This is a genomic window from Streptomyces sp. Y1 (genome assembly GCF_041053115.1).
Taxonomy (GTDB): Bacteria; Actinomycetota; Actinomycetes; order Streptomycetales; family Streptomycetaceae; genus Kitasatospora; species Kitasatospora rubellomurina.
Window position 1 is genome coordinate 3,284,894 of the sequence record NZ_CP163445.1, and the last position, 24,373, is coordinate 3,309,266.

The window sequence follows — 24,373 nt, forward strand, 5'->3', positions numbered from 1 at the left end:
CTACCGTCTCTGCCCATGACCGATCCCGAACCGATCCCCGGCACCGACACCGAGCAGGCCGTGCGCCACCGGGTCACCTGCCGACGCTGCCACCGGCCGCTGCACGACCCGGAGTCGCGGATCCTGCGGCTCGGGCCGGAGTGCCGGGACCCGGCCGAGCGGGTCGCCCGGTACGACGTCGACCAGGAGCCGCTGCCGGGCGTGGACTGAGCGGGCCCGGCTCCCGGCCACGGCTTCCGGCCACGGCCCGGGCCTGCGTCAGCCCTTACCGAAGAGGCGGCGCAGCAGGCCGGGGCGGGGCTTCGGCTGCTCGGGCTCGCGTGCCGGCTCGGGCTCGCGCACTGGCTCGGGCTCGGCCGGGGCCTGCGGGGGCGCGGCCGCCCCGCCCTCGCGCTCGGTCGTGCGCTCGGTCTCGCGCGCGGTCTTCCGATCGGTCTTGCGCTCGGTGCGCCGCAGCAGTTCGCGCGCCAGGGCGAGGTCGTCCGGCTCCAGCCAGGGCGCGGCCAGGACCAGCCCGGCGAACGAGCGCTGGATCGTCACCACCCGGCTCCGCTGCGCCTCGGCGATGTGGAGCAGCCGCTGCCGGAGCAACTCCGCGATGTCGGGGCGGGTGTCCGGGTCCGTCCAGCCGATCGCGAGCAGGGCGAAGCCGGCCGCCTCGACCGCCCAGTCCTCGGGCCCGAGCAGCAGGTCGCGCAGCAGCCGGCGGCGCTCGGAGTCCGGCCACGGCTGGTCGGTGCGGTGGTGGGCGAGGCCGAGGCAGGCGAAGGCCTGGACGGCGCGCACCCAGACCTCGGGCTGGCGGGCGAGCAGGGCGCGGCCGAGGTCGTCCTCGCGCGGCATCGGCGGGTGGACGAGGACGCCGAGCAGGTCCGCCGGCGCCAGCCCGACCAGCCGGACGGCGTGGTCGTAGGCGGCGGGGACGGTCGGCCAGACGATCTCGGCGGTGGCGCGGACGAGTTCGGCGCTCTCCGGCGCGGGCGCGGCGACGGCCGGGCGCGGCTCGGTGCCGTCCCAGGCCCAGATCCGGGTGGTGGGCTCGGTCAGCGGCAGCCGGGGGTCGGGCTCGGGGACCTGCTGGTACGCGACGGTGGAGCGCGGCAGCGCGAGGTGGAGCGCCAGCAGCGAGCTGGGCGGCTCCAGGGCGGAGACGGTGCAGTCGATCTCGCTGTCGCGGCCGGTGTCCTCGTCGGCGAGCACCTGGCGCAGCACGTTGACGGTCGCCTCGGTGGTGCCGGCCACCATGCCGAGCCAGGGCTCGCGGTGGCTGAGCCGTTCCAGCAGCTCCTGGGCGTACTCGTGGTCGGGGTGGGCGCGGTGGTGGTCGGCGAGGCCGAGCAGGTGCGCCGGGTCGCCGTCGAGGGCGTGGCACAGCGCGTAGCGGGCCGGGCCGGCCTTGGGGTGGTCGGGTTCGGCGGCGAGCACCCGGTCCAGCCAGGGCAGGCCTTCGGCGGCGCGACCGAGGGCGCCGTACAGTTCGGCGACGTCGACGGCGAGGTAGCTGCTGGAGTCGTCCTGCTCGGGCGGGGTGCGGTCGAGCTCCGCCTCCCAGACGGCGAGCGCCGGCTCGGGGCGGCCGTCCGAGCGCAGCGCGTTGCCGAGCATCACGGAGGACAGGTAGCCGGGGGCCAGCCGGTGCGCCCGCTCGGCGAGTTCGACGGCGCGGGCGGTGGCGCCGAGGCGGCGGGTCAGGCCGGAGGCCATCGCCAGCAGCAGCGGGTGGTCGGCGTGCTGGGCCACGACGGCCTGCACGAACGCCTCGAAGGGGCGTACGGAGTCGGCGAGTTCGGCGGGCAGCGGGTCCGGCAGCGGGCCGGCGGCGCGGGCCACCGCCTGGGCGACGGCGTCCGGGTCGACCAGGGCGGGCAGGTCCTCGCGGGCGAGCCAGGCGGTGTGCGCCCAGGGGCGGGAAGGCTCGTACTGGATCGCCGAGGCGAGCAGGCCCACCGCGCTGTCCCAGTCCCCGGCGGCGGCCTCCACGTGGGCGCGGCAGACGACGGAGCCCAGGAACACCTGGCCCTCCAGCGGGAACAGCTCGCGGGCCGCGGCCGGCCCGCCCGCCGCCGCGCACAACTCGGCCAGCGCCTCGTGCAGTTCGGGCAGCTGCGGGTCGGCGACGATGGCGTCGGCGAGGTGGTCGGCGGCGTGATCGAGCTCGCCGGAGTCGATCGCCAGCCGGGCGACCGCGACCTCGCCCTCCGCCGCCAGCCGCTGGTCGTCCTCGTCCTCGGCGTGTCCCATGGCCCGTCCCCCGTCGTTCTCGCCTGGTGGTGCGCGCACGAGGCTATCCCGCGCGTACGACAGGCGGATGATCACCCCGGCGGCCGCCCCAACTGCCGTGCTGGATACAACCCTTACGAGTGGTTTAGGCCTCTCCTGGTTCACGTTCGAGTGTCCCTGCCGGGACGATGGTCGCGGTGGTTCGCCATCGAAGCACCACCGCGTTCTCCTCCCCCGTCGCCCCTGTCGAATGAGGACCGATGAAGCTCTCCCGCACCCTCGCCGCGGTCGCCTCGGCCGCCGTCCTGAGCACCCTCGCCCTGACCGGCCAGAGCGCCCCCGCGGCCGCCGCCGGCTCCTTCGTGGTCAGCGAGGCCCAGTTCGACAAGATGTTCCCGAACCGGAACTCCTTCTACACGTACAAGGGCCTCACCGACGCGCTCGGCGCCTACCCCGCCTTCGCCACCACCGGCGACGCCGCCACCCGCAAGCGCGAGGCCGCCGCCTTCCTCGCCAACGTCAGCCACGAGACCGGCGGGCTGCGGTACGTCGTCGAGCAGAACACCGCCAACTACCCGCACTACTGCGACGGTTCCCAGCCCTACGGCTGCCCCGCCGGCCGGAGCGCCTACTACGGGCGCGGCCCGCTGCAGCTCAGCTGGAACTTCAACTACAAGGCCGCCGGCGACGCCCTCCACATCGACCTGCTCCACGACCCCTACCAGGTCGAGAAGAACCCGGCCACCGCCTGGAAGACCGCCCTGTGGTTCTGGGACACCCAGAACGGCGCCGGCCGGATGACCCCGCACGACGCCATGGTCAACAAGAAGGGCTTCGGCGAGACCATCCGCAGCATCAACGGCGCGCTGGAGTGCGACGGCAAGAACCCGGACCAGCGCAACGACCGGATCAACCTCTACAAGCGGTTCGTCGGCGCCCTCGGCACCGACGTCGGCGGCGGCAACCTCTCCTGCTGAGGCCCCCGCGGCGGTCGGCGCCGGAGCGGGAAGTCGGCCTGGCCGACTTCCTGCGCGCGGGGTCAGGGCGTCCGGCCGGGTGGGGTGGCGCCGGTGGCGGCGAGGGAGAGGGACCACAGGTGGGTGGCCTCGGTGGGGTCCACGGCGTGGGGGCGGACGCCGCCGGCGTCCATCGGGGTGCCGGGGGCGACGAGGGGGGCGATGTCGCAGTCCTCCAGGTAGCAACCGCCCCGCCCGGCCAGGAGCGGGGAGGTCGCCGCCCAGAGGCCGGTGGCGGCGCCCTGGGCGGGGGTCTTGAAGCCGGCGCCGATCACCGTGCCGTGCTCGTCCACCCAGCCCAGCTCGACCTGCTCGCGCCTGCTCAGCTCGCGCTGCAGTCCGGTGATGATCTTTCCCGGGTGGAGCGAGAACGCCCGGACGCCATCGGCCCGTCCGAGGGTGTCGAGGTGGACGGCGAACAGCGCGTTCGCGGTCTTGGACTGCCCGTACGCCAGCCACCTGTCGTAGCCGGTGCGGAAGTGCGGGTCGTGCCGGCGGATGCCGGTCAGCGCGTGCCCGGCGGAGCTGTACGCCACCACGCGCGCGCCGCCCTCGCCGCCCGCCGCGGCCAGCAGCGGGTACAGCTCACAGGTCAGCAGGAAGTGCCCGAGGTGGTTGGCCGCGAACTGGCTCTCCCAGCCCGGCCCGACGTGCCGTTCCGGGGTGGCCATGACGCCGGCCGCGGCGATCAGGAGGTCGAGCCGGTCGGCGCCCGCCCGGATCCGGGCGGCGGCGGCGCGCACGCTGGCGGGGTCGGTGAGGTCCATCGCCAGCACCTCGACCCCCTCGGCGCACACGACATCGGGGCGGCGGGCGGGCACGAGGACGCGGGCCCCGGCGGCCGCGAGGGCCCGGACGGTCTCCAGGCCGAGGCCGGAGGATCCGCCGGTCACCACGGCCGTCCGGCCGGAGAGGTCGAGGCCGGCCAGGACGTCCCCGGCGGTGCTCGCCGCGGTGAACGGCGAGCCGAGCGGCTGTTGGGCGGTGCGGTCGGTGCGGTCGGTGCGGTCGGTGCGATCGGTGCGGTCGGTCATGCCGGGGACGCTAGGAGCTGGAGTGCGGTCCAGATCAACCCCGCCCCGCCCCGGCCTAGGCTGACCCCATGACAGGCACGGGCCTCGGCATCGGGGAGGTCGCCCGGCGGACCGGGCTGAGCATCGACGCGCTGCGCTTCTACGAGCGCGAGGGCCTGCTCGTCGGCCCGGTCGACCGCGACGCGGGCGGGCGGCGGCGCTACCGCCCGCTGGACGTCGAGTGGCTGGGGATCTGCGTGCGGCTGCGCGAGTCCGGGATGCCGCTCGCGGACCTGCGCCGCTTCGCCGGGCTGGTGCGGCAGGGCCCGGGCAACGAAGCCGAGCGCCTGCGGCTGCTCGACGCCCACCGGCGGCGCGTCGACGAGCAGATCCGGGCACTGGAGGAGTGCCGCTCGCTGATCGCGTGGAAGACCGCCGTCTACGCCGACCACCTGGCCCGCGGCGAGGCCACCGGCCTCTGGGATCCCACGGCCTGACGCCCCGAGAATAATTCGGTGGGCAGCCGCGGACGCTTCCGCTACGGTGGCCGAACAGGCGGCTCCGCGGCGCGCTTCCTTCTCACCCTTCCTCGAAAACCCAGTAGCGCGCCCCCTCTCCGCCTGTTTCTCCTTTCCGCCTCCGTGGGGGGATCTCACCGCATGCCCCGAGCCATCACGGCTCCTCCTTTCGACGCCCGCGTCGATCTCGATCTCGGTTCGTTCCTCCTCCGCCGGCGCGGCGTCGTCGCCGTCGACCCCGAGGAACTGCTGCCCGCCGCCGACCCGTGGAGCACCCGGGGCCTGGTCGCCCTGGACGCCGACCTGGTGGGGCGCGGATACCTGCTGACGACCCAACTGCGCGCCACCCTGGCCCGGTTGGCGCCGATCCGGCTGGCCGAGCTGGGCGACGGGCTGCTCGCCCGGATCGACCACCTGCTCGGCGCGGACCGCGAGCACCTGCCGCTGTTCCGCCGCTTCCCGGACGCCGTGCCGGACCACGCGCACGTCCTCTACAGCCGCCGGATCCGGGCGCTGCTGCTCAACCAGCCCCGCCAGACCTGCGCGCACTGCGGCCGGCGCAGCACCGAGGCCGGGATCGGCGCGCTCGCCCCGTGCGCGCACCTGCTGTGCGCGCCCTGCCTGGACGGCCTGGAGGCGCAGGGCCGGGGCGCCCGGTGCCCGCTGTGCGGCACCGGCCTGAGCGCCGGCACCTACCTCGGCGAGGACAGCTCGGCCGGCCGCAAGGCCGCCGAGGTGTCCGGCCTCGACCAGGCCCTGCGCCCGCTGCGCCTCGTCTCGGCGAGCCAACTGGCCGCCGCCATGGCCGAGTTCCACCGCCTGCTGGCCCGCCGCACCCCGCTCTCCCCGCAGGACCGCGACGACCTGGCCGCCCTGCTCGCGCACGCCCCCGCCGACCTGCCGCAGCGGCTGCCCGAGCGGATCCCGCTGCGCGAGACCAAGGCCGCCGTGCTCGCCGCCCTGCTGCGGCGCGACGGCGCGGGCGCCCTGCCCGTCCTCGCCGAGCGGATCGACACCGCCACCGACGTGCTGCGGCTGCTGTGGTCGTGGTCCGGCGCCGAACCCGACCTGCTGCCCGCCACCGCCCGCCGGCTGCGGCTGCGCAACGTCCCCCGGCCGCTGCGCCGGGGCCTGCTGGAGATCCTGGAGGCGCTGCCGCAGGCCACCCTGTTCGAGGACCTGCGCCGCCACCGCTCGGCCTGGCTGCGCGCGGGCGAGCTGCTGCACCCGTACGAGCACCGGAGCCGCTTCCCCCGGGTGACGGCCGCGTTCGTGCTGCTGCGCGAGACGGACCTGCGCACCCACGAGGTGGGCCGGGAGTTCGCCGAGCCGCCCGCGCCGCTGCGGGTGGTCGAGGCCGGGGAGCACACCCGGCTGGGCTTCACGGGCTTCGCCGGGCGGGTGGAGACCCGGCTCGCCGCCGGGGACGCGGCGGGCGCGGTGCGCGTGCTGGCCGCTCGCCCGGGCGAGCTGGTCCGCCGGCTGCACCACGTGCTGCGGGTGCACGCCGCCACCGCACCGGGCGCCCCGCTGCCGGACGGCCTGGCGGAGACGGTCGCGGCCGCGCTCGCCCGGGTCGCCCCGGGCCCGCTGCTCGGCGCCTACGGGCGGCTGCGCGGAGCCCGTACGGCGGGCGAGCGGCGGCTGTACTTCCCGCGCGGCACGGTCTCGCTGGCGCACGCCAAGGAGGACCACGGCACCGTCGTCCCGGCCGAACTCAGCGACCCCGTCTGCGCGTTGATCGAGGCCGAGCTGCTGCGCCGTGGCGCCGCGGGCGGCGAGCGGTACGAGCTGGCGCTGCTGGACGAGGGCCTGGTGGACCTGGTCGCGCCGTTCGCCGAACGGGCGGCGGCCAAGACGCTGGTGTCCGTGCCGCGCGGCAGCCGGCAGCCGCTGCCGCCCGGGGACCGGCTGCGGCTGTTCGTGCACTGGATGCAGCCGGAGCACCTGCGGGTGGACCTCGACCTGTCGGTCGCGCTGTACGACGCGCGGTGGAACTTCCACGGGCTGTGCGACTACACCAACCTGGTGCACGGCGAGCGCGCGGCCGTCCACTCGGGGGACTTCACGACGGCGCCGCCCCCGGACGGGGCGACGGAGTTCGTCGACCTGGACCTCGACCGGTTGGAGCGGGGCGGCGCCCGGTACGCCGTGGTGATCGTCTTCAGCTACAACGACGTCCCCTTCGAGGACCTGGACGAGGCGTTCGCCGGTTTCCTGGACCTCGGCGCGACGCCCGCCGGCGGCCGGCACTACCACCCGAGGGCGGTGCGCCAGCGGCTCGACCTGCAGGGGGACGCCAAGGTGTCGGTGCCGATGATCGTCGACCTGGCGGACCGCCGCTACACCTGGACGGACCTCAACACCGGCGCGGACGGCGGCTTCCACAGCGTCTACCGGCACCAGGCCGAGGTCGGCGCGCTCAGCCGGGACGTGCTCGCCCACTTCTCCCCCGAGAACCGCGCCACCCTGTGGGACGTCGCCTGCGCCCGGGCCGCGGCCTGCACGGACGAGGTCGCGGTGCGCGGCGCGGACGGCGCACGGCGCTGGCGGCGCGGCGCGGCGGAGACCGTCGAGGAGTTCGCGGCCCGGCTGCGGGCCCTGCGCGACCCGGACGGCGCCGTCGCCGGCCCCCTCACCGACCTGCTCGCCGGGCGCCGCGCCTTCGTCGCCCTGGTGAACGGGGACGTCCCGGCGCCGGAGAAGGCGGCCGGCACGCTGTACCGGCTCTACCCGGGGCCGGTGGACGCGGCGGGCGAGGAGCTGGAACGCTGGACGGCGGGGGATCTCGTCTCGGCCCTCACGCCGGGGTAGCGGAGGTGGCGGGGAACGATGGGCAGTGCGATCGAGTGGGCCGGCGACCCGGTGTCGTTCCGGCCCGCGACCGGCGAGCGGATCGACGAGGTGCTGGGCGTCCTCGACGAGGCGGGCGGCTGGCTGCACGCGCGCGGCATCACCACCCAGTGGCCGACCCGCTTCGACCCCTCCTGGGTGGCCGGTGACATCGCGCGCGGCGAGACCTGGCTGGTGAGCGTCGGCGGCGAGCTCTCCGGGACGGTCACCCTGAACTGGTCCGACGCCCTGTGGACGGACCTCGGCGGCGAGGCCGGCTACGTGCACCGGCTGGCCGTGCGCCGGCGGGCGAGGGGCCTGGGCGGCCTGATCCTCGACTGGGCCGGGGAGCGGGCCGCGCGGCACGGGGCCGACGCGCTGCGGCTGGACTGCGTGGCGCACAACCCCGCGCTGCGCGCCTACTACGAGGGACAGGGGTTCTCGCACCGGGGCGACGCCCCGGGGCAGTGGGGCGAGGCGCCGCCCGTGTGGCTCAGCCGCTACGAGCGGCCGTCCGCCCGGTAGCCGACCCGCCGGCCCGGGGCGGTCACAGGAAGCGGGCGCCCGGCCCCGGTGCCCGGTAGACCTCGTCGGTCGGCAGGTGGGTGTGCCCGGCGGCGCACTCCAGGACGAGCGAGACCGGCTCGTCGCAGCCGTGCGCCTCGTCGGCGACCCGGTGCCGGACGACGACCGGCGGGCCCTGCTCGTCCGCGAGGTACTTGTCGCCCCAGGCCAGCAGGGCCATCAGGGTCGGGCGCAGGTCCCGGCCCTTCTCGGTGAGCCGGTACTCGAAGCGCTGGCGGTCGCCGGGCTCCTGGTAGGGGACGCGCCGCAGGACGCCCGCCGCCACGAGGCCGTCGAGCCGGGTGGAGAGCAGGTTGCTGGCGATCCCCAGCCGCGCCCGGAAGTCGCCGAAGCGGCTGACGCCGTCGACGGCCTCGCGCACGATCAGCAGCGACCAGCGCTCGCCGACCACGGACAGGGCGCGCGCCATCGAGCAGTTCGACGGGTCGATCCGGCGCTGCTCCCGCGCCTCCGTGAGGTCTGCCTGGTCTGCCATGCCCCCGATGATACCGAGCCCGCGCCCTCTGGGTTGACAATCTCAACCCAGCACGGGCAGGCTCGGCCGCGACCTGAGTTGAGAAACAAAAGTCAGTTGGGAGACCAAGCCATGCCGATGCTCGACGTGTACATCCCGGACGGCGCGCTCCAGCCCCGGGCCGAGGCGGCGCTGCTCAACCGCATCACCGAGATCCTGATCCGCCACGAGGGCTTCGACCCCGCCGACCCGACCGTCCGGTCCGTGTCCTGGGTGTTCCTGCACCGCCCCGCCGCCGTCTACGTCGGCGGCGAGCCCGCCGACGCGCCCCGCTACCGGGTCGTCCCCTCCGTGCCCGAGGGGCAGTTCGCCGAGCAGACCCGGGCCGGCGTCATCGCCGACGTCACCGAGGCGATCCTGGACGCCGAGGACGGCACCTGGCCGCGCGACCCCGGCCGGGTCTGGGTGTTCCCCACCGAGATCCCCGAGGGCTACTGGGGCAGCTCGGGCCGGATCAGGCCGCTCGCGGCCATCCTCGCCCGCATCACCGGGAACGACCCCGACCGGGCCCGCACGCTCGCCGCGCAGCGCCTCGCCGCCAGCCGGGCCGAGCACGCGGCTCTGCCGTAGCGCGCCAGTGGTGCGGCGCCACCGCTGACCGGTGGCGCCGCACCCGCTCAGCCCGTCTTGCCGACCGTCTGGGTCAGCCAGGTGAACACGGACGGCACCAGCGGCTCCCAGGTGGACGTCAGGTGCGGGCCGTTGACCTCGACCGGAGTCACGGCCGTGGGCGCCTTCGCCGCCTTCTGCAGCGCCAGCGCGTCCTCGAAGCCGTCGCCCTTCTTCCCCGTCACGTACAGCGCGACGGGCGGCGGCGTCTGCGCCTGCTGGAGCATGTGCAGCGGGTTGGACACGTCGCGCAGGTGCGCGTCCTTGGCGGTCAGCGAGTCCGACTCGCCCATCGGGTCGTTGTAGCCGGACATGCTGACACCCGCGTGGTACCGGTTCGGGTGCCCCACCGCGAGCCGCATCGCGCAGTGCCCGCCCGCCGAGTAGCCGGCCACCGCCCAGTGGTCGGCGCCCGGCTCGGCGCGGAAGTTGTCGAGCACCATCTGCGTCACGTCGCGGGCCAGCCAGGTCTCGGCGTTGACCTTGCCCGGCACGTCCGCGCAACCGGTGTCGACGTGCGAGCCGAGCAGCACCACCCGCGGGGAGACCAGGATGAACGGCGCGACCTGCCCCGACTTCATCAGCGGCGCCAGCTGCTTGGAGACGTTCATGCTGCCGAACCAGGCGCTCGACGAGCCGGGGAAGCCCACCAGCAGCTCGACCACCGGGAACTTCTTGTCCTTGTACGCCGGGTCGTCGTACTGCGGCGGCGTCCAGACCAGCACCTCGCCGTCCACGCCGGAGACCCGCCCCTTCAGCTCGGTCCGCTTCACGTCCTTCGGCACGGCGTTGTCGTCGACGGACGTGAACTGCTGGACCACCTTGGGCTGGTCGGGCGCGTTCGCCGCCGCCGTCGCGTCCGTCGGCGGCGGGACGGGCACGGCCCGCACGTGGCTGCCCGTGCCCAGCAGGTCGTCCCAGCTGCCGTACAGCTGGTTGTCGTTGTTGACCATCACGAACACCAGCGTCACGGCCGTGAACTGGGTGAACGCGACCATGAGCAACCGCACGCCGAAGCGCGCGGCGCGCGGCCCCCGCACCCGGTTCCACAGGTACATCAGGAGCCCCACGGAGAGCGGGACGAGGAGGAGCGCGAGGACGAAGAACGGGGTGCCGGTGAGCTTCACACCAGTGAAAACGTCAGGGAACGGGTGTGCGGTTGCCTCCTGGGCGAACCAGGATCACGACGGTCCGGGCAGACTTCACCCAGGGCAGAACGCCGGTGCCTTCCCCCGGAGTCCCCCATCCCTGAATCTGAAGGGGTGAGCACTCAAGCGCCTGCGCCGAAAGAAGCCCGCGTCATCCCGCTGCGCCCGCAGACCCCGCCGCGCCCGGCCGGGGTTCCCCAGGCACCCCCGTCGCCGAGGGAACCCCTGTGGCGCAACCTCGTCGGCGACGCGCTGCGGCGCGAACGGCTCGCCCAGGAGCGCACGTTGAAGGACGTCGCGGAGGCCGCCCGGATCTCGATGCCGTACCTGTCCGAGCTGGAGCGCGGGCTCAAGGAGGCCTCCTCCGAGGTCCTCGCGGCCGCCGCCCGGGCGCTGGGGCTCGGCCTCGGCGACCTGCTCTCGCTCGCCCAGCAGGAGCTGACCCGGTACGAGACGGTTCGCCGCCGCACGGCGCCCACGGCACGCCACGACGGGCTCTGCCTCGTCGCCTGACCCGCTGTCCGATCAGGTGAACAGGGCCCGCCGGCTCAGCACCTCGTCCGCGAGCCCGTACGCCACGGCCTCCTCGGCGGTGAGCACCATGTCCCGGTTCATGTCGGCCCGCAGCGTCGCCACGTCGTGCCGCGTGTGCCGGGACAGCACCTCCTCCACCTGTGCCCGGATCCGGACCACCTCCTTGGCGGCGAGGCTCAGGTCGGACACCGTCCCCTGCCGCCCGCCGCTGGCCGGCTGGCCGAGCAGCACCCGCGCGTGCTGGAGCACGAACCGCCGCCCGGGATCGCCCCCGGCCAGCAGCACCGCCGCCGTCGAGGCCGCCTGGCCGACGCAGAACGTGGAGATCGGCGACTGCACGAAGGTCATCGTGTCGTAGATCGCCATGAGGGAAGTGAAGGATCCGCCGGGCGAGTTGAGGTAGATCGAGATCTCGCGCTCGGGGTTCTCCGACTCCAGGTGCAGGAGCTGCGCGATGACGACGTTGGCGAAGCCGTCGTCGATCTCGGTGCCGAGGAAGATGATCCGCTCGTTCAGCAGCCGGCTGAAGACGTCGTACGAGCGCTCGCCGCTCGGCGTCCGCTCGATGACGTACGGGACGGTGTAGGAGCCCATGTCAGAGTCCGATCCGTCGACGCGAGGAGGCCGGGCGGATGTCGGCGACCGACTCCACCACCCGGTCCACGATCCCGTACTCCCGGGCCTGCTCGGCCGTGAACCAGCGGTCCCGGTCGCCGTCGCGGGCGATCGTCTCCTCGCTCCGGCCGGTGTGCTCGGCGGTGATCCGCTCGATCGTCCGCTTGGTGAACTGCAGGTTCTCCGCCTGGATCTCGATGTCGGCCGCCGTGCCGCCGATGCCCGCCGAGGGCTGGTGCATCATGATCCGCGCGTTCGGCAGCGCGAACCGCTTGCCGGGCGCTCCCGCGGTGAGCAGGAACTGGCCCATGCTGGCGGCGAATCCCATCGCCAGGGTGGAGACGTCGTTGGGAATGAGCTTCATGGTGTCGTAGACGGCCAGGCCCGCGCTGACCGAGCCGCCGGGGCTGTTGATGTACAGGCTGATGTCGCCGCGCGAGTCCTCCGCCGAGAGCAGCAGCAACTGCGCGCAGACGCGGTTGGCCGACACGTCGTCGACCTGGGTGCCGAGCAGGACGATCCGCTGGGCCAGCAGCTGGGCGGCGAGGTGGTCGTCGAAGGGGGAGGGCGCGGTGTCGCCCTCGGCGGCGCGGGGCCGCAGCGGGGTGAGCGGAGTCATCGGATCTCCTCGTCTCGTCGAGGCAGGAATGCCGTCGACGTCCACTCTCACCGCTGCCGAGCCCCGGGACGCCGCTTCTCTGCCCGCCGCAGATTCGCCGGCGGCAGAGCCAGGACGGGCCCTACTCGCGGGTGCCCGCCGCCTCGATCGCCCGGTGGTGGGTCGTCCTGCCTGCCGCTCCCGAGGCCGTGACCACGGTGACCAGGGCGCACAGCGCGACCGTCGCCAGAACGGGCGTCCAGGGGACGACCGTCCGGGCGCTGGGGACGAGTTCGCTCAGGGACGCGTACTGCGTTGCCGCCGCAAGCACGGTCGCCACCGCCGCCAGCGCCGTGCCGACCACCACGGCCACGGCCGACTCGGCCGCCGCGACCTTCACGATCTGGCCGCGCACCGCGCCCGCCAGGCCCAGCAGCGCGAACTCCCGCTTCCTCCCCGCCATCGCCATGACCAGGGTGTTGGCGACCGCGATGAGCGCGTAGGCCAGCGCGATGCCCAGGATCACCACCGCCGCGTTGTCCGTCTGCCGTGCCGCACGCGCGCGTTGGGCCTCCAGATACGCGTCGTACGTGACGACCTTCGCCCCGGAGCCGTCCAGCGCCCGCCGCACCGCCGCCGTCTGCTGGTCGTCGAGCGCCCCCGCCGCCGAATCCAGGTAGACCAGGCTCGACGGCAGTGAACCGACCAGCGCCGACGACACGTACGTGTCATCACCGTGCAGCCCGCGCTCGACCACCGCCGCGATCACCGTCTGCACCCGCTCGCCACTGGGCAGCAGCGTGACCACCTTGTCCCCCACTGCCAAGTCGTCCGACTGGGCCGCGTGCGCGTCGATGACCAGGAAGTTCTCCGGCGCCGAAGCGAGCGAGCCGCCGACCACCGGCGGCGTGACGGTGGAGCCGAGAGCCCCCGCCGGCACCGCGTACGTGCTCAACGAGTCGATCTGCTCCCCCTTCTCGTTCCCGATCCGGATGTTCATCGACGCGACCGGCGTCACCCGCACCCCCGGCACCGCCGCCAGCCGTTCCACCGTCCGCGCGTCGATCCCCGCCCCGCCCGCGCCGGGCACGACCACGTCCGCCGCGTGCACCTCCTGCTGCTGGCGCGTCAGCACCGCCGCGTCCCCGGACTTCTGCATCGTCAGCAGCGTCCCGGCCAGCCCGACCGCGACCACGATCGGCGCCACCGTCGCGGCCGTACGCCGCCGCGCCGTCAGGATGTTCTCCCGCACCAGCAGCGGCCCCGCCTTGCGCGAGCGCCGCAACGGCCAGGTCAGCAGCCCGGTCACCGGCCGGAGCAGCACCGGCGCCAGCAGCGCGACCGCCCCCACGTACAGCACCGGCACCATCTGGTACTTGCGCGCACTCGCCGCCAGGTACGGCTCCGTCCGGGCGATGACGACCCCCGTCACCACCGCCCCGACCAGCATCCCCACGCCCAGCAGCCAGCGGACCGGCGTCATCCCCCGCCGCTCGACCGCGCTCTCCCGCAGCACCTCGATCGGCCGGATCAGCGACACCCGCACCAGCGTCGCCGCCGAGCCCGCCAGCGCCGCCGCCACCCCGATCACGAAGGCGACCAGCAACGGCAGCGGGTTGAACGCAATCGTGAACCAGGACGGCGCCACCTCGTGGTCGACCATCCACGACCGCAGCGGCACCACGCACAGCGGCGCCAGCGCACATCCCACGACCGCCGCCGCCACCCCGACGATCAGCGCCTCGCCGAGCACCATCCGCCGCACCTGCCGGGGCGCCGCGCCCACCAGCCGCAGCAGCGCCAGCTCGCGGCGGCGCTGCTCGGTGGCGAAGGCGAAGGTCGCGATCACCACGAAGACGGCGACGCACACCGCGAGCCCGGCCGTGCTGCCCGCCATGGCCTGGGCGCTGGTCAACGCCTGGGCGCCGCCGGTGTCGTCGGGGTCGACCCGGGTCAGGTCCTCCCCCTGCACCGCCACGGCGCGATCCCCGACCAGCGCGGACAACTGCCCGGCCGGCAGGTCGCTGACCAGGGCGTTCACGCCCGGCGACAACCGCTGCGCCTCCGCGTCGCTGAAGAAGACGGCGCTCTCGAACCAGCGCCCGTCCGTCACCCCCACCACCCGGTACCGACCCGCACCGACCGGGACCTGCCGCCCGACCGACTCCGCCGAACCGCCCCCGACCACCACCTCGTCGGCGGCCTGCGGCGCCCGCCCGTCCACCAGGCGGTAGCCCGCGAAGCCCGCCGAGGCCCACGGGTGCCCGGTCGCCGCCCCGGCAGCGGTGTTCACCGGGAAGCTGCGGTCGGCCACGGCCCCGCCCGCCGCCGTCACCTTCGCCACCACCTCGGGCGGCAGCACCGCCGGCGCCGTCATCGGACGCCCCTCGAAGCCCTGCGGCGCGACCACCGAGCCCGTGACGGCCCGGAACCGCTGCGGCCCCGGGTGCGGCGTCCCGAAGGTGGCCCCCAGGGTCAGCGCCATCACGCCGATCATCGTCGTGCCGAGCGCGAGCGCCAGGAACGCGCCGACGAAGCCCGTCAGACGGTGGCGCAGCGTGGCCAGGGCGAGGCTCAGCACGGCTGCGCCCCGCCCCGGCCGGGCTCCAGCGCGGCCATCCGCAGGGCCACGCCCTCCGCGGTCGGCTCGACCAGCTCGCCCGTGACGCGGCCGTCCGCGAGGAAGACGACCCGGTGCGCGTACGAGGCGGCCACCGGGTCGTGCGTCACCATGACCACCGTCTGGCCGTGCTGCTCGACGACACCGCGCAGCAGCGCCAGCACCTCGCGCGCCGTCGCCGAGTCGAGCGCGCCGGTCGGCTCGTCCGCGAAGACGACCTTGGGCCTGGTCGCCAGGGCCCGCGCGATGGCGACGCGCTGCTGCTGCCCGCCGGACAGCTCGGCGGGCCGGTGGTCGCCGCGCTCGGCGAGGCCGACCTCGGCCAGCCCCCGGTCGATCACCGCCGGGTCGACGGCCGTTCCCGCCAACCGCAGCGGCAGCTCGACGTTCTGGCGTGCGGTCAGTGCCGGTATCAGGTTGAAGGACTGGAAGACGAAGCCCATGTGCTCGCGCCGCAGTTCGGTCAGGGCCCGCTCGGAGAGTTCGTGCAGCGGCGCGCCGTCGAGCAGCACCCGGCCCTCGTCGACCCGGTCGAGGCCGGCCGCGCACTGCAGCAGCGTCGACTTGCCGGAGCCGGACGGGCCCATGATCGCGGTGAAGCTGCCCGGCGCGAAGCCGAGGTCCACCCCGTCGAGCGCCGGTACCGCCTGGGCGCCGCGCCGGTACGTCTTGCGCACGCCGTCCAGCCGGACGACGTCGCCCCCGTCCACCACGCCGACGTCCGAAGTCCGCGCCGCCGCGGCCCTGTTCCAGAACACCTGCTCGCCTTCCCCCTGAGGGCATGATCATCTGCCGCACAGACAATAGGGGTCGCCGGGCATCCGCGCCTCCGGGCCTGCCCTGATCCGGACCCTGACGCTCCCCTGACCGCCGCTCGCCCCGGAGCGCCCGGCGCGCGGCGGGTCAGTCGGCGAGCTGGGCCCGGAAGACGCCGAGGTTGAAGTACGCCTTGGCCTCCCGGATCAGGCCCGCGTCGTCCAACTCGTAGGTGTTGATGCCGGACCAGTTGACGGGCCTGCCGTCCAGCGCGACGGCGGCGCCGCGCCACATCACCGCGACGTGGCGGCCGGTGGTGTGCGCCTCGACGGGCGTCAGCCCCAGGAACGGCCGGAAGCCCGGCAGGACGGAGGCGATGAACGCGCGGATCGCGGTGCGCCCGGTGATCGGGGCGGTGCCGATCGGGTCGTGGAAGACGCCGTCCTCGGCGAAGGCGTCCGCCCAGGCGTCGGCGTCGCCCTCCTGGGAGGCGCGGAAGAACTGCAGGACGGCGAGGGGCATGGCGGGGAACGTCATGAGTGGTCCTTCGAGGTGGTGGTTGACGACAGGGAGCGGAGGCCGCGGGCGGCGAGGCCGGCGCCCGCGGCGAGGGCGACGAGGCCGCAGACCCCGGCCCAGCCGAGCCGGCCGTAGGCGCGGACGCCGAGCCAGGAGCCGGCGCTGCCGCCGAGGAACGAGCAGGTCATGTAGGCGGTGTTGAGCCGGCTGCGGGCCTCCGGCCGCAGCGCGAAGATCCGGGCCTGGTTGGCGACCTGGCTGCACTGCACGGCCACGTCGAGCAGCAGCAGGCCGAGCGCGAGGGCCACCAGCCCGGCCGCGCCGCCGACCGCGCCGCCCGCGAGGACGGCGGCGGCGAGGAGCGTGGCCGCCGTGCAGCGGCCGTTGACCCGGTCCGGGCCGCTGCGGTCGACCAGGCGTCCGGCGGCCGGGGCGCACAGCATGCTGGCCGCGCCGATCAGGGCGAGCAGGCCGACCGCCTGGGCGTCCAGGCCGTAGGGCGGGCCGGTGAGCAGCAGGGCGAGCGCCGTCCAGGCGGCGCTGAAGCCGCCGAAGAGCGTCGACTGGTGGAGCACGGAGCGGCGCAGGCCGGGTTCGGTGCGCAGCATCCGCAGGGTGTCGGCGAGCAGTGCCGGGTAGCGCTCGCGGGTGGCGGGCGGGACGGTGGGCAGGGCGAGGCCGAGGACGAGGGCGAGCAGTCCGGTGAGGGCGGCGGCGGCCAGGTAGGGGGCGCGCCAGCCGAGGTGTTCGCCGAGGACGCCGCCGAAGGTGCGGGCCAGCAGGATGCCGCCGATCAGGCCGCCCTGCAGGGTGCCGATGACGGCGCCGCGCCGGTCGGGCGCGACCAGGCCGGCCGCGAGGGGCAGCAGCAGCTGGGGGACGACGGTGGCCAGGCCGACCGCGGCGCCGGCGGCGGCGAGGACGCCGGTGGTGGGGGCGAGTCCGGCGGCCAGCAGCGCGCAGCCGGTGACGGCGAGCAGGGCGGTGACCAGCGGGCGGCGGGGCAGCCGGTCGCCGAGCGGGACGAGCAGGAAGATCCCGGCGGCGTAGCCGAGTTGGGTGAGGGTGGCGACGTTCGCGGCGGCGCCGGGGGCGATCCGGAAGGCGTCGGCGACGAGCGGGGTGAGGGCCTGCGGGAAGTAGACGTTGGCGACGCCGACGCCGCAGGCGAGTGCCATCAGCAGCGGGAGCCGCCGGTCCGGCCCGGCGGGCGGGGCGGTGGTCGTGGCGGTGGTCGTGGCGAGTGCGGGCGGGGGATCGATCCCGGTCCGGGGCGTGCGTGACATGCGTGACTCCAACCGAACGAACTAGATGGTTCGGATTTCCGTGGAGAGCGTCGCAGACCGCCCGCGCGGCCGTCAACCGACCTCGACCGCGCGCCCAACGAACCGGTTCGTTACCATCGCCCCATGGCGTACGACTCCACGGCGACCAAAGAGCGGATCCTCACGGCGGCGACCGCCGAGTTCGCCGCCCACGGCGTCGCCGGCGCCCGCGTCGACCGCATCGCCGCCCAGGCCCGGGCGAACAAGCGGGCCATCTACGACTACTTCGGCGACAAGGACAAGCTCTTCGCCGCCGTCCTCGAACGCCTGATGGCCGACCTCGCCGAGGCCGTCCCGCCCGGCGACGACGACCTGCCCGCCTACGCCGAACGCCTCTTCGACCACCACCGCGCCCACCCCGAGGCACTGCGGCTGCTCCTGTGGGAGGCCCTCGAACTCGGCGACCGGCCCGTCCCCGGCGAGGAGGCCCGCACCCGCCACTACCGGGACAAGGTCCGGGCGGTCGGCGGCGAGGACTCCCGCACCCGCCTGTTCCTCGCCCTCGGCCTGGTCGGCTGGAGCCTCGCCATGCCCCAGCTCCGCCGCATGATCCTCGGCCCCGACGACGGCCCCGGCGACGACCCCGAGCGCGCCCTCGACCGGCTCCGCTCCGACATCGCCCGCGCCGTCCGGGCCCTGCCCGCCACCGGCCCGGCGGCCGAGCAGGCCTGACGCGGCACGGGAGCGGGCCGCCCGCTACTCCTTGACGATCAGGCCGACCAGGATCAGCACGCCGGAGACGGCGGCGCCGATCCGCTGGCGGCGGCTCCAGTTGTCCCAGCCGCGCACGCCCTTCGAGGCGACGAGCAGGCCGATCATGCCCGCCCCGAACACCAGGAACCCGATCAGGTGCCTCATCGCGCCGCCCCCTCCCCCGCGGCCGCCGGACCCCCGGCGACCCCGACTCCGACACTCCCGCGGCGCAGCGTACCGCCGTCCCGCTCCGCCCGGCAGGCGCCGGACCGGGCCCGGCGCCCGGCTCTCACCGCCGGGAGGACGCCCCCTGCACCCCCACCTGCACGGCCGGCGTGCAGATCACGTTCGCGACGAGGTTGCGGTGCTCGATGTCACTGGTGTTGTAGGCCGTGACTTCCCATCCGCCGTCGTAGCCGATCCAGGACGACATGAGGAGGGCGTAATGGTCGGGGTCGGTGCCGTTGAACGAGGCGCGGCCGCCACCGCCGGTCACCTCCTCGCCGGCCGGGCAGAACGCCCTGGCGATGGCCTCCCCGTTCGGCGGCAGGTCGACCACGGCGCCGGCGTGGATGACGTGCGGCGCTCCGGTGATACAGACCACGAACGAGCTGAGCTCCCGCGGATCGGTGGTGGCGCTGACGCCCCTGGTGTGCCAACCGGTGTACGTCGGATACGTCCCCAGCGTGAGCGCGTCCCCCGCGTCGGTCCAGAAACCGCCCCCGCTCGGCACGTAGCCCTGGGGGCAGGTCGCGGTCACGGCATCGGTCCACGGCGAGTGGCGCGGCAGGTAGATCCGCTGCGAGTCGAAGCTCTCGTGGACCAACTGGCTGCAGACGACGTACGCCGAGGCGTACGCCGGGGTGCCGGTCTCGTTGCTGTAACTGACCTCCCAGAGGTAGCCGTTGATGGAGGAGGCGTTGAGGAACATCCCCAGCTCCCCGCTCACTCCGCCGCCCCCGCTGGGCTCCCAGCCTGCCGGGCACTCGGCCCTGGCGATCGCGCTGTCGTGGGCCGGCACGAGGACGTCGGGGCCCCGGACCCCGAAGTGCCTCGGGGACGGCTGGCGGGCCGGGGCCGGTGCGGCGGCACCGGCCGGCGCCTGCGCCTGCGCCGCGGCGGTCATGCCACCGGCGGTCGTGCCACCGGCGGTGAGGACCAGCGCGGCGAGTGCGGCGGGGATGGTCAAGCGGGTCATGGTCGGGTCTCCTCGGGATCGGCTGCCGGGCCGCAGCTCCTAGCCCAAGGTGAGAAGCCGTGACGCCCGGCCGCAATCCGGTGGCGGCGGCCAGGTGACCAGCCGGAGCAGGAAGTCGGCCGGGCCGACTTCCTGCTCCGGCCGCTCCGGGCGGCTAGACCGTCCGGACGATCGCCCCGCCCCAGTCCCGCCGGTAGCCCTCCGCCAGCGGGCCGCCCGTCAGGTCGAGCACCCGGCGGGCGGCGGCGGACAGCGGCCCCGCCGCGCCCGTCTCGCAGAGCAGGCGGTGACCCGCCAGCAGCTCCGGGCCGAGCTCGCCGTCCGCCTCCCGCAGCCGGCGCGGCAGCCACTTGCCGCCGCCCAGCCAGGCCCGCCGGTGGTCGCACAGCAGGTCGGCGGCGGCGGTGAGGACGTGGCCGGCGACGGCCAGCCGCTCGTACGGGTCGCGGGCGTCCGCCAGGTCGTCCAGCAGGTCGGTGAGCCCGTACCGCATGGTCTCCACCGTGTCGGCGGCCAGTGCGGGCGGGCCCTGGCGCAGGTCGGCCAGCGCCTGCTCGCGGGCTCGGGCGCCGTGGCCGTGCGGGTCGGAAAGCAGCAGGCCGGTGGCGTACATGCTCTGGATGACGGCCCGACGGGAGGTGGCGTCGGCGGCGCGCAGCTCGGCGAGCCCGGCCCCGGTGTGCACGAACAGCTCGACCAGCCGGCCCTCGTACCGCACCGTCTCCCGGTAGGTGGCTCCGCCGTCCGGGACCAGGACGGCGAGGTCGAGGTCGCTGGTGGCGGTGGCGCGGCCGGCGGCGGCGGAGCCGGCCAGCAGGACGGCGAGCGCGTCGGGGAAGCGCTCGGCGGCCACCCGCCCGGCCTGGGCGATCATCAGTTCGGGGGCCTGTCCATCGGTCTGTCCGGTCGTCTGCTCGGTCACGGCGGACAGCCTCGCACGTACTCGCCGGAGCCGCCCCGGCGGCCGTGGCCTCGCGGATCACGACTCGGCATCCCTTGTCACGGAGCGGCGACAGAGCGGCGAGAGACTTGTCACGACGACGTCGATTCGGCCCGCCCTCCGTGGCGGACAACGCTCCGTTTGCGCTAGAAAGTTCCCTCGGAAGGGCCGCGATCCTGCGGCCCCTGAACGGGGGACGTCATCTTGAAGCCCATCAGCAGTACCCGCCGCACCCTGGCCGTGGCCGCCCTGGCCGCCGTCAGCGCGCTCTCCCTGAGCGCCTGCAACGACGACGCGTCCAACGGCGACACCGTCGCCACCCAGCCGCCGGCGGCCACCACCCCGGCCGGCGCCCCGACCTCGGCGGCGGCCACCACCCCGGCCGCTCCGGCCGGCACGACGCCCGCGCCGGGCGGCATCGGCGGGACGACCGCCCCGGCTCCCGCCGGCGGCGGCGCGGCCGGCGCGGCCCCGGCGGCCGGCACCACGGTGAAGATCGGCGAGGCGATCCAGTTCCCGTACAAGTACGGGCACACCGAGGGCAAGGTCTCGCTCACCGTGACCGGCATCACCAAGGGCGACCCGGCCGACCTGGCCAAGTTCAACCTGGGCGACCGCGCCAAGGGCCTGGTGCCGTACTACGTCAACTACAAGGTCACCAACGTCGGCAGCACCGACATGTCCTTCGCCAGCCTGACCCAGATGAAGGGCCTGCTGGCGGACGGCTCCGAGGCGCAGGAGCTGTCGATCATCGGCAAGTTCGACAAGTGCCCGAACAACTCCTTCCCGAGCGGCTTCACCAACGGCCAGTCGGTCACCTCCTGCGTGGTGGCCATGTCGCCGGAGGCCTCCAAGGTCGCGGGCGCCGAGTTCTGGGGCGACCCGTACACCCTGGGCAAGGGCCTCAACTGGAAGTAGAGCGACCGGAAGTAGTCGCATCGGCGCAGCACCGCCGGAGGGCGGGGACCGGCACCACGCCGCAGTCCCCGCCCTCCGGCGTCCCCGCCGCTCAGGCGGCGGCCGGCACCCCGTGGATGCGCAGGAAGGCGTCCACGCCGTCCGCCGCGATCCGCCCGGCCTCCTCCTCGGCCACCGGCAGCACGCCCCAGAACGAGCGCTCGGCCACGCCGTGCAGCGTGAGCAGGGTGAACCGCTCGGCGGCCCGCTCCGGGTCGTCCACCGCCAGCAGCCCGCGCCCGGCGAGCGCCGCCAGCCGGTCCGCGAGGTCGCGCCGGGTGGCGACCGGGCCCGCCTCCCGCCAGGCCTCCAGCACGTCCGCCGGGACGTTCGCCACCTCGGCGCGGATCGCCCGGCCGACCGCGCCGTGCTCGCCCGCGGCGAGGACGACGCGCGCCCGCGCGACGGCGAAGCCGACCAGGGCCCGGCGCGGGTCCTCGGCCCGATCCAGGTGCTCGGCCATCAGCCGCCGGACCTGCTCGGCCAGCCCGGCCGAGCTGCGCAGGGCGACCGTGAGGAAGAGGGTCTCCTTGTCGGGGAAGTGGTTGTAGACCGTGCGCTTGGACACCCCGGCCTCGGCGGCGATCGCGTCCATGCTGGCCCGCAGGTACCCCTCGCGTCCGAACACCGCCGTCGCGGCCCGCGTGATCACCCTGCGCTTCTCCGGCCGCCCTGCTCCGCCCGTCCCCGTCACGGCCCCTCCTCCTCGGCCGGCCCGCTCGCCGACCGTTCGAAATCGCCCGTTATGGCCGGCGCCGCCCCTTTCGGAGCGGGCTTGCCGGCGAACAGGCGTGCTCTATGCTGCCTACGATCTCTACATCCTCTACACCCGTGTAGAGGAAAACCGAAACGGGCCTGCCCCCGATCCGCGACGGGAAACCGCCGCCGGGAACCGGCAGACCGACCTGAGCGTCCAGAACTGGCAGCGCCGCAACCGTCGTTGAAGCACGGCACCCGGCGTCGGCGCCGGCGCCGCGATCGGCGCGCGGGACGCGGAAAATTCCGGGGGTGAGTACGTGGCAGGGCAGCGAGGACGGGCGTCCGAGCAGGGAGCACGGCGACGGGCGGCGGGCAGACCCGCGGCGGCCACCCCGACCCGCCCGCTGTCCGGCGGCCCGGCGCTGCCCGCCGTCGTGGCGGTCGGACTGCCGCTGATCGGCGCGGCCGTCGACGAGCTCTCCGGCCCCGGCATGGGCTGGGTGTTCGCGGTCTGCGCGGTGCTCGGCACCGGGCTCGCGGCCGCGCTGTGCACCCGCAGCGGCTGGTGGTGGGTGCTGGCGGCCTCGCCGGTGGTGGTGCTGGCCGTGACGGCCGGCGCCGAACTGCTGGCCAACAGCGAGAAGTACCACGGCACCGCCCTGGCCACCGGCTCCACGAAGTGGGTGGTGTACGGGTTCCCCGTGATGGCGAAGGCCGCGGCCGCGGCCCTGCTGGTGATCGTGGTCCGGGTGATCCGGGGCCGGAGGAGGCAGCATGACTGAGCAGAGCGACAACGGCCGGCCGGACGGCGGCCGGGACGCGGGCCGGCCGGAGGGCGGCCGCTCCGCCCGCCGCGGCCGCCCCGCCGGGCCCTCCCGCCCCAGCCCGGCGCTGATCGCCGCCCGCACGGTCGCCTGCACGGCCGGCCTCGCGGTGTTCGTGGCCAGCGGCGTCGCCTGGTACGGGTTCAACGAGCTCACCGGCGGGATGACGACCTCCAACGCCATCGCCGAGACCAAGAAGGACGCCCCCAAGCACCTCGACAATTCGGTCAACCTGCTGCTGATCGGCCTGGACAGCCGCAAGAACATGGACGGCTCGGACATCGACCCGCAGTTCATCCAGGACGAGCTGCACGCCGGGCACAGCTCCGACGTCGGCGGCTACAACACCAACAGCCTCATCCTGCTGCACATACCCGCGGGCGGCGGCAAGGTGCAGGCCGTCTCCATCCCGCGCGACGACTACGTCATGACGTACAAGGGCGACGGCACCAAGATGGGCATGGCCAAGATCAAGGAGGCGTACGGCAACGCCAAGGACCAGGCCAACCCCGGCCTCCAGGCCAAGGGGCTGAAGGGCGCCGACCTGGAGAAGGCCGGCCGCGACGCCGGGCGGGCCGCCACCATCCGGACCGTCCAGACCTTCCTCGACCAGCCCATCGACCACGTCGCCGAGGTCAACCTCATGGGCTTCTACGACATCGCCAAGGCCGTCCAGCCGATCAAGGTCTGCCTCACCCACGACACCAAGGACCCGGCCATCGAGGGCCAGGGCTCCGGCGCCGACTTCCACAAGGGCATCAACGAGCTCAACGCCTCCCAGGCGCTGTCCTTCGTCCGCCAGCGCCACAACCTGGACGGCCCGGACGGCAACACCGGCGACTTCGCCCGCACCCACCGCCAGCAGGCCTTCATCTCCTCCGTCGTGCACAAGCTCAAGGAGGACGGCATCATCAGCGACCTGGGCAAGCTCAAGGGCCTGTTCAGCGCCGTGCAGAAGGACCTGGTCATCGACAACGAGTGGAACATCCTCGACTTCGCCGAGCAGGCCCCGGCCCTGACCGGCGGCAACGTCGAGTTCAACACCCTCACCTTCGACGGCTTCGGCAAGAAGAACGGCCAGGACGTCAACCTCGTCACCCCGGCCAAGATCCAGAAGGTCGTCAAGCAGATCTTCGGCTACGCCGACGCCGCCGCGCCCGCCCCGGCCGACGGCGCGACCGACACCCCGAGCGCCCCCGCCCAGCAGCCCACCGCCACCCCCACCAAGGCCGCGGCCACCGCGACCGTGGACGTCTACAACGGCTCCTCGGCGGCCGGCGTCTCCTCCACCGCCGAGGGCAAGGCCCTGGAGGGCATGGGCTTCAAGGTGGGCACCACCGGACCGGCCCGCACCAAGCAGAAGGCCACCACGGTGACCTACGGCAAGGGAGCCAAGGACGCCGCCGACCAGATCGCCGCCCGCTACGGCGTGAGCGCCACCGAGTCCGCCTCGGCGGGCGCCGACCGGGTGGTCGTCACCCTCGGCAGCTCCTTCACCGGCGTCGCCGACAAGGCCGACAAGCCCAGCACCCCGGCGGCGCCCGGCGGCGACCCGGCCGCCAACGTGCCCGTCCAGGGCCCCGGTGTCGACGCCCAGTCCGACGGCGGGATCCCCTGCGTCTACTGATCCCGCCCGCGCG

25 protein-coding genes are annotated in these 24,373 nt (G+C 74.7%); 11 read left to right on the plus strand and 14 right to left on the minus strand.

The features are described from left to right. The first annotated feature begins 15 nt into the window (after positions 1-15). Positions 16-210 (plus strand): DUF6011 domain-containing protein, encoded by a 195-nt coding sequence (locus AB2U05_RS13740; protein ID WP_045696329.1) that lies wholly within the window; start codon positions 16-18, stop codon positions 208-210. Positions 211-258: 48 nt separating this feature from the next. Here the strand turns inward: AB2U05_RS13740 and AB2U05_RS13745 are convergent, their stop codons facing one another. Further along, a complete protein-coding gene (locus AB2U05_RS13745) occupies positions 259-2,241 on the minus strand; it encodes a hypothetical protein (RefSeq protein WP_369183353.1) in 1,983 nt (660 codons plus the stop codon). Between the two features lie 239 nt (positions 2,242-2,480). On the opposite strand from AB2U05_RS13745, the gene AB2U05_RS13750 reads away from it, so the two are divergent. Then, on the plus strand, positions 2,481-3,197 hold the full coding sequence (locus AB2U05_RS13750; protein ID WP_045709408.1) for a chitinase: 717 nt from the start codon (positions 2,481-2,483) through the stop codon (positions 3,195-3,197). Positions 3,198-3,259: 62 nt separating this feature from the next. Here AB2U05_RS13750 and AB2U05_RS13755 read toward each other — a convergent pair whose 3' ends face one another. Next, the gene (locus AB2U05_RS13755) at positions 3,260-4,270 is read right to left on the minus strand and encodes an oxidoreductase (RefSeq protein ID WP_369183354.1); all 1,011 of its coding nucleotides are present in this window, start codon (positions 4,268-4,270) and stop codon (positions 3,260-3,262) included. A 68-nt stretch (positions 4,271-4,338) separates the two neighbouring features. Here AB2U05_RS13755 and AB2U05_RS13760 point away from each other — a divergent pair, with 68 nt between their 5' ends. The 3 genes from AB2U05_RS13760 (at position 4,339) to AB2U05_RS13770 (ending at position 8,124) form a co-directional block, all read left to right on the plus strand. Further along, positions 4,339-4,746 (plus strand): MerR family transcriptional regulator, encoded by a 408-nt coding sequence (locus AB2U05_RS13760; protein ID WP_045696320.1) that lies wholly within the window; start codon positions 4,339-4,341, stop codon positions 4,744-4,746. Between the two features lie 162 nt (positions 4,747-4,908). Next, a complete protein-coding gene (locus tag AB2U05_RS13765; protein WP_369183355.1) occupies positions 4,909-7,581 on the plus strand; it encodes an MXAN_6230/SCO0854 family RING domain-containing protein in 2,673 nt (890 codons plus the stop codon). 18 nt (positions 7,582-7,599) lie between these two features. After that, positions 7,600-8,124 (plus strand): GNAT family N-acetyltransferase, encoded by a 525-nt coding sequence (locus AB2U05_RS13770; protein WP_369183356.1) that lies wholly within the window; start codon positions 7,600-7,602, stop codon positions 8,122-8,124. A gap of 22 nt (positions 8,125-8,146) precedes the next feature. Here the strand turns inward: AB2U05_RS13770 and AB2U05_RS13775 are convergent, their stop codons facing one another. After that, positions 8,147-8,659: a winged helix-turn-helix transcriptional regulator gene (locus AB2U05_RS13775; RefSeq protein ID WP_369183357.1), complete on the minus strand. Its 513-nt coding sequence runs from the start codon at positions 8,657-8,659 to the stop codon at positions 8,147-8,149. A 111-nt stretch (positions 8,660-8,770) separates the two neighbouring features. Here AB2U05_RS13775 and AB2U05_RS13780 point away from each other — a divergent pair, with 111 nt between their 5' ends. Continuing rightward, a complete protein-coding gene (locus tag AB2U05_RS13780) occupies positions 8,771-9,268 on the plus strand; it encodes a hypothetical protein (RefSeq protein ID WP_369183358.1) in 498 nt (165 codons plus the stop codon). Positions 9,269-9,315: 47 nt separating this feature from the next. Here AB2U05_RS13780 and AB2U05_RS13785 read toward each other — a convergent pair whose 3' ends face one another. Further along, positions 9,316-10,434, minus strand: coding sequence for an esterase family protein (locus AB2U05_RS13785; protein WP_045696310.1), 1,119 nt, complete (start codon positions 10,432-10,434; stop codon positions 9,316-9,318). A 135-nt stretch (positions 10,435-10,569) separates the two neighbouring features. On the opposite strand from AB2U05_RS13785, the gene AB2U05_RS13790 reads away from it, so the two are divergent. After that, on the plus strand, positions 10,570-10,968 hold the full coding sequence (locus AB2U05_RS13790; RefSeq protein ID WP_045709413.1) for a helix-turn-helix domain-containing protein: 399 nt from the start codon (positions 10,570-10,572) through the stop codon (positions 10,966-10,968). Positions 10,969-10,980: 12 nt separating this feature from the next. On the opposite strand, the gene AB2U05_RS13795 is transcribed toward AB2U05_RS13790, so the two are convergent. The 6 genes from AB2U05_RS13795 to AB2U05_RS13820 all read right to left on the minus strand — a co-directional run bounded on the left by AB2U05_RS13795 (position 10,981) and on the right by AB2U05_RS13820 (position 17,275). After that, a complete protein-coding gene (locus AB2U05_RS13795; RefSeq protein ID WP_045696306.1) occupies positions 10,981-11,583 on the minus strand; it encodes a ClpP family protease in 603 nt (200 codons plus the stop codon). Between the two features lies 1 nt (position 11,584). Next, the gene (locus AB2U05_RS13800; protein ID WP_369183359.1) at positions 11,585-12,223 is read right to left on the minus strand and encodes an ATP-dependent Clp protease proteolytic subunit; all 639 of its coding nucleotides are present in this window, start codon (positions 12,221-12,223) and stop codon (positions 11,585-11,587) included. Between the two features lie 121 nt (positions 12,224-12,344). Beyond that, positions 12,345-14,783 (minus strand): FtsX-like permease family protein, encoded by a 2,439-nt coding sequence (locus tag AB2U05_RS13805; RefSeq protein ID WP_369183360.1) that lies wholly within the window; start codon positions 14,781-14,783, stop codon positions 12,345-12,347. Next, positions 14,777-15,535, minus strand: coding sequence for an ABC transporter ATP-binding protein (locus AB2U05_RS13810; protein WP_063773502.1), 759 nt, complete (start codon positions 15,533-15,535; stop codon positions 14,777-14,779). The genes AB2U05_RS13805 and AB2U05_RS13810 overlap by 7 nt, the downstream gene beginning before the upstream one ends. A 190-nt stretch (positions 15,536-15,725) precedes the next feature. After that, positions 15,726-16,115 (minus strand): nuclear transport factor 2 family protein, encoded by a 390-nt coding sequence (locus AB2U05_RS13815; protein ID WP_045696301.1) that lies wholly within the window; start codon positions 16,113-16,115, stop codon positions 15,726-15,728. Beyond that, positions 16,112-17,275 (minus strand): MFS transporter, encoded by a 1,164-nt coding sequence (locus AB2U05_RS13820; protein ID WP_369185948.1) that lies wholly within the window; start codon positions 17,273-17,275, stop codon positions 16,112-16,114. Before AB2U05_RS13820 ends, AB2U05_RS13815 begins: the two co-directional genes overlap by 4 nt. 231 nt (positions 17,276-17,506) lie before the next feature. Here AB2U05_RS13820 and AB2U05_RS13825 point away from each other — a divergent pair, with 231 nt between their 5' ends. Then, on the plus strand, positions 17,507-18,094 hold the full coding sequence (locus AB2U05_RS13825) for a TetR family transcriptional regulator (protein ID WP_369183361.1): 588 nt from the start codon (positions 17,507-17,509) through the stop codon (positions 18,092-18,094). A 24-nt stretch (positions 18,095-18,118) separates the two neighbouring features. Here AB2U05_RS13825 and AB2U05_RS13830 read toward each other — a convergent pair whose 3' ends face one another. From AB2U05_RS13830 to AB2U05_RS13840, 3 genes are all read right to left on the minus strand, one after another. Beyond that, positions 18,119-18,280 (minus strand): hypothetical protein, encoded by a 162-nt coding sequence (locus AB2U05_RS13830; RefSeq protein WP_369183362.1) that lies wholly within the window; start codon positions 18,278-18,280, stop codon positions 18,119-18,121. Between the two features lie 124 nt (positions 18,281-18,404). Then, positions 18,405-19,313, minus strand: a complete 909-nt coding sequence (locus tag AB2U05_RS13835) for a hypothetical protein (RefSeq protein WP_045696292.1) — start codon at positions 19,311-19,313, stop codon at positions 18,405-18,407. 154 nt (positions 19,314-19,467) lie between these two features. Then, positions 19,468-20,235, minus strand: coding sequence for a nucleotidyltransferase domain-containing protein (locus tag AB2U05_RS13840; protein ID WP_369183363.1), 768 nt, complete (start codon positions 20,233-20,235; stop codon positions 19,468-19,470). A 222-nt stretch (positions 20,236-20,457) separates the two neighbouring features. Between AB2U05_RS13840 and AB2U05_RS13845 the strand changes: the two genes are divergently transcribed. Then, entirely contained in the window at positions 20,458-21,171 is a 714-nt protein-coding gene (locus AB2U05_RS13845) for a hypothetical protein (protein WP_369183364.1), read from the plus strand. Positions 21,172-21,262: 91 nt separating this feature from the next. Here AB2U05_RS13845 and AB2U05_RS13850 read toward each other — a convergent pair whose 3' ends face one another. Further along, on the minus strand, positions 21,263-21,862 hold the full coding sequence (locus AB2U05_RS13850; protein WP_279616856.1) for a TetR/AcrR family transcriptional regulator: 600 nt from the start codon (positions 21,860-21,862) through the stop codon (positions 21,263-21,265). 364 nt (positions 21,863-22,226) lie between these two features. Here AB2U05_RS13850 and AB2U05_RS13855 point away from each other — a divergent pair, with 364 nt between their 5' ends. Both AB2U05_RS13855 and AB2U05_RS13860 read left to right on the plus strand, forming a co-directional pair. Next, on the plus strand, positions 22,227-22,691 hold the full coding sequence (locus AB2U05_RS13855; protein ID WP_157882259.1) for a DUF6542 domain-containing protein: 465 nt from the start codon (positions 22,227-22,229) through the stop codon (positions 22,689-22,691). After that, positions 22,684-24,360 (plus strand): LCP family protein, encoded by a 1,677-nt coding sequence (locus AB2U05_RS13860; RefSeq protein ID WP_369183365.1) that lies wholly within the window; start codon positions 22,684-22,686, stop codon positions 24,358-24,360. Before AB2U05_RS13855 ends, AB2U05_RS13860 begins: the two co-directional genes overlap by 8 nt. Positions 24,361-24,373 lie beyond the last annotated feature (13 nt).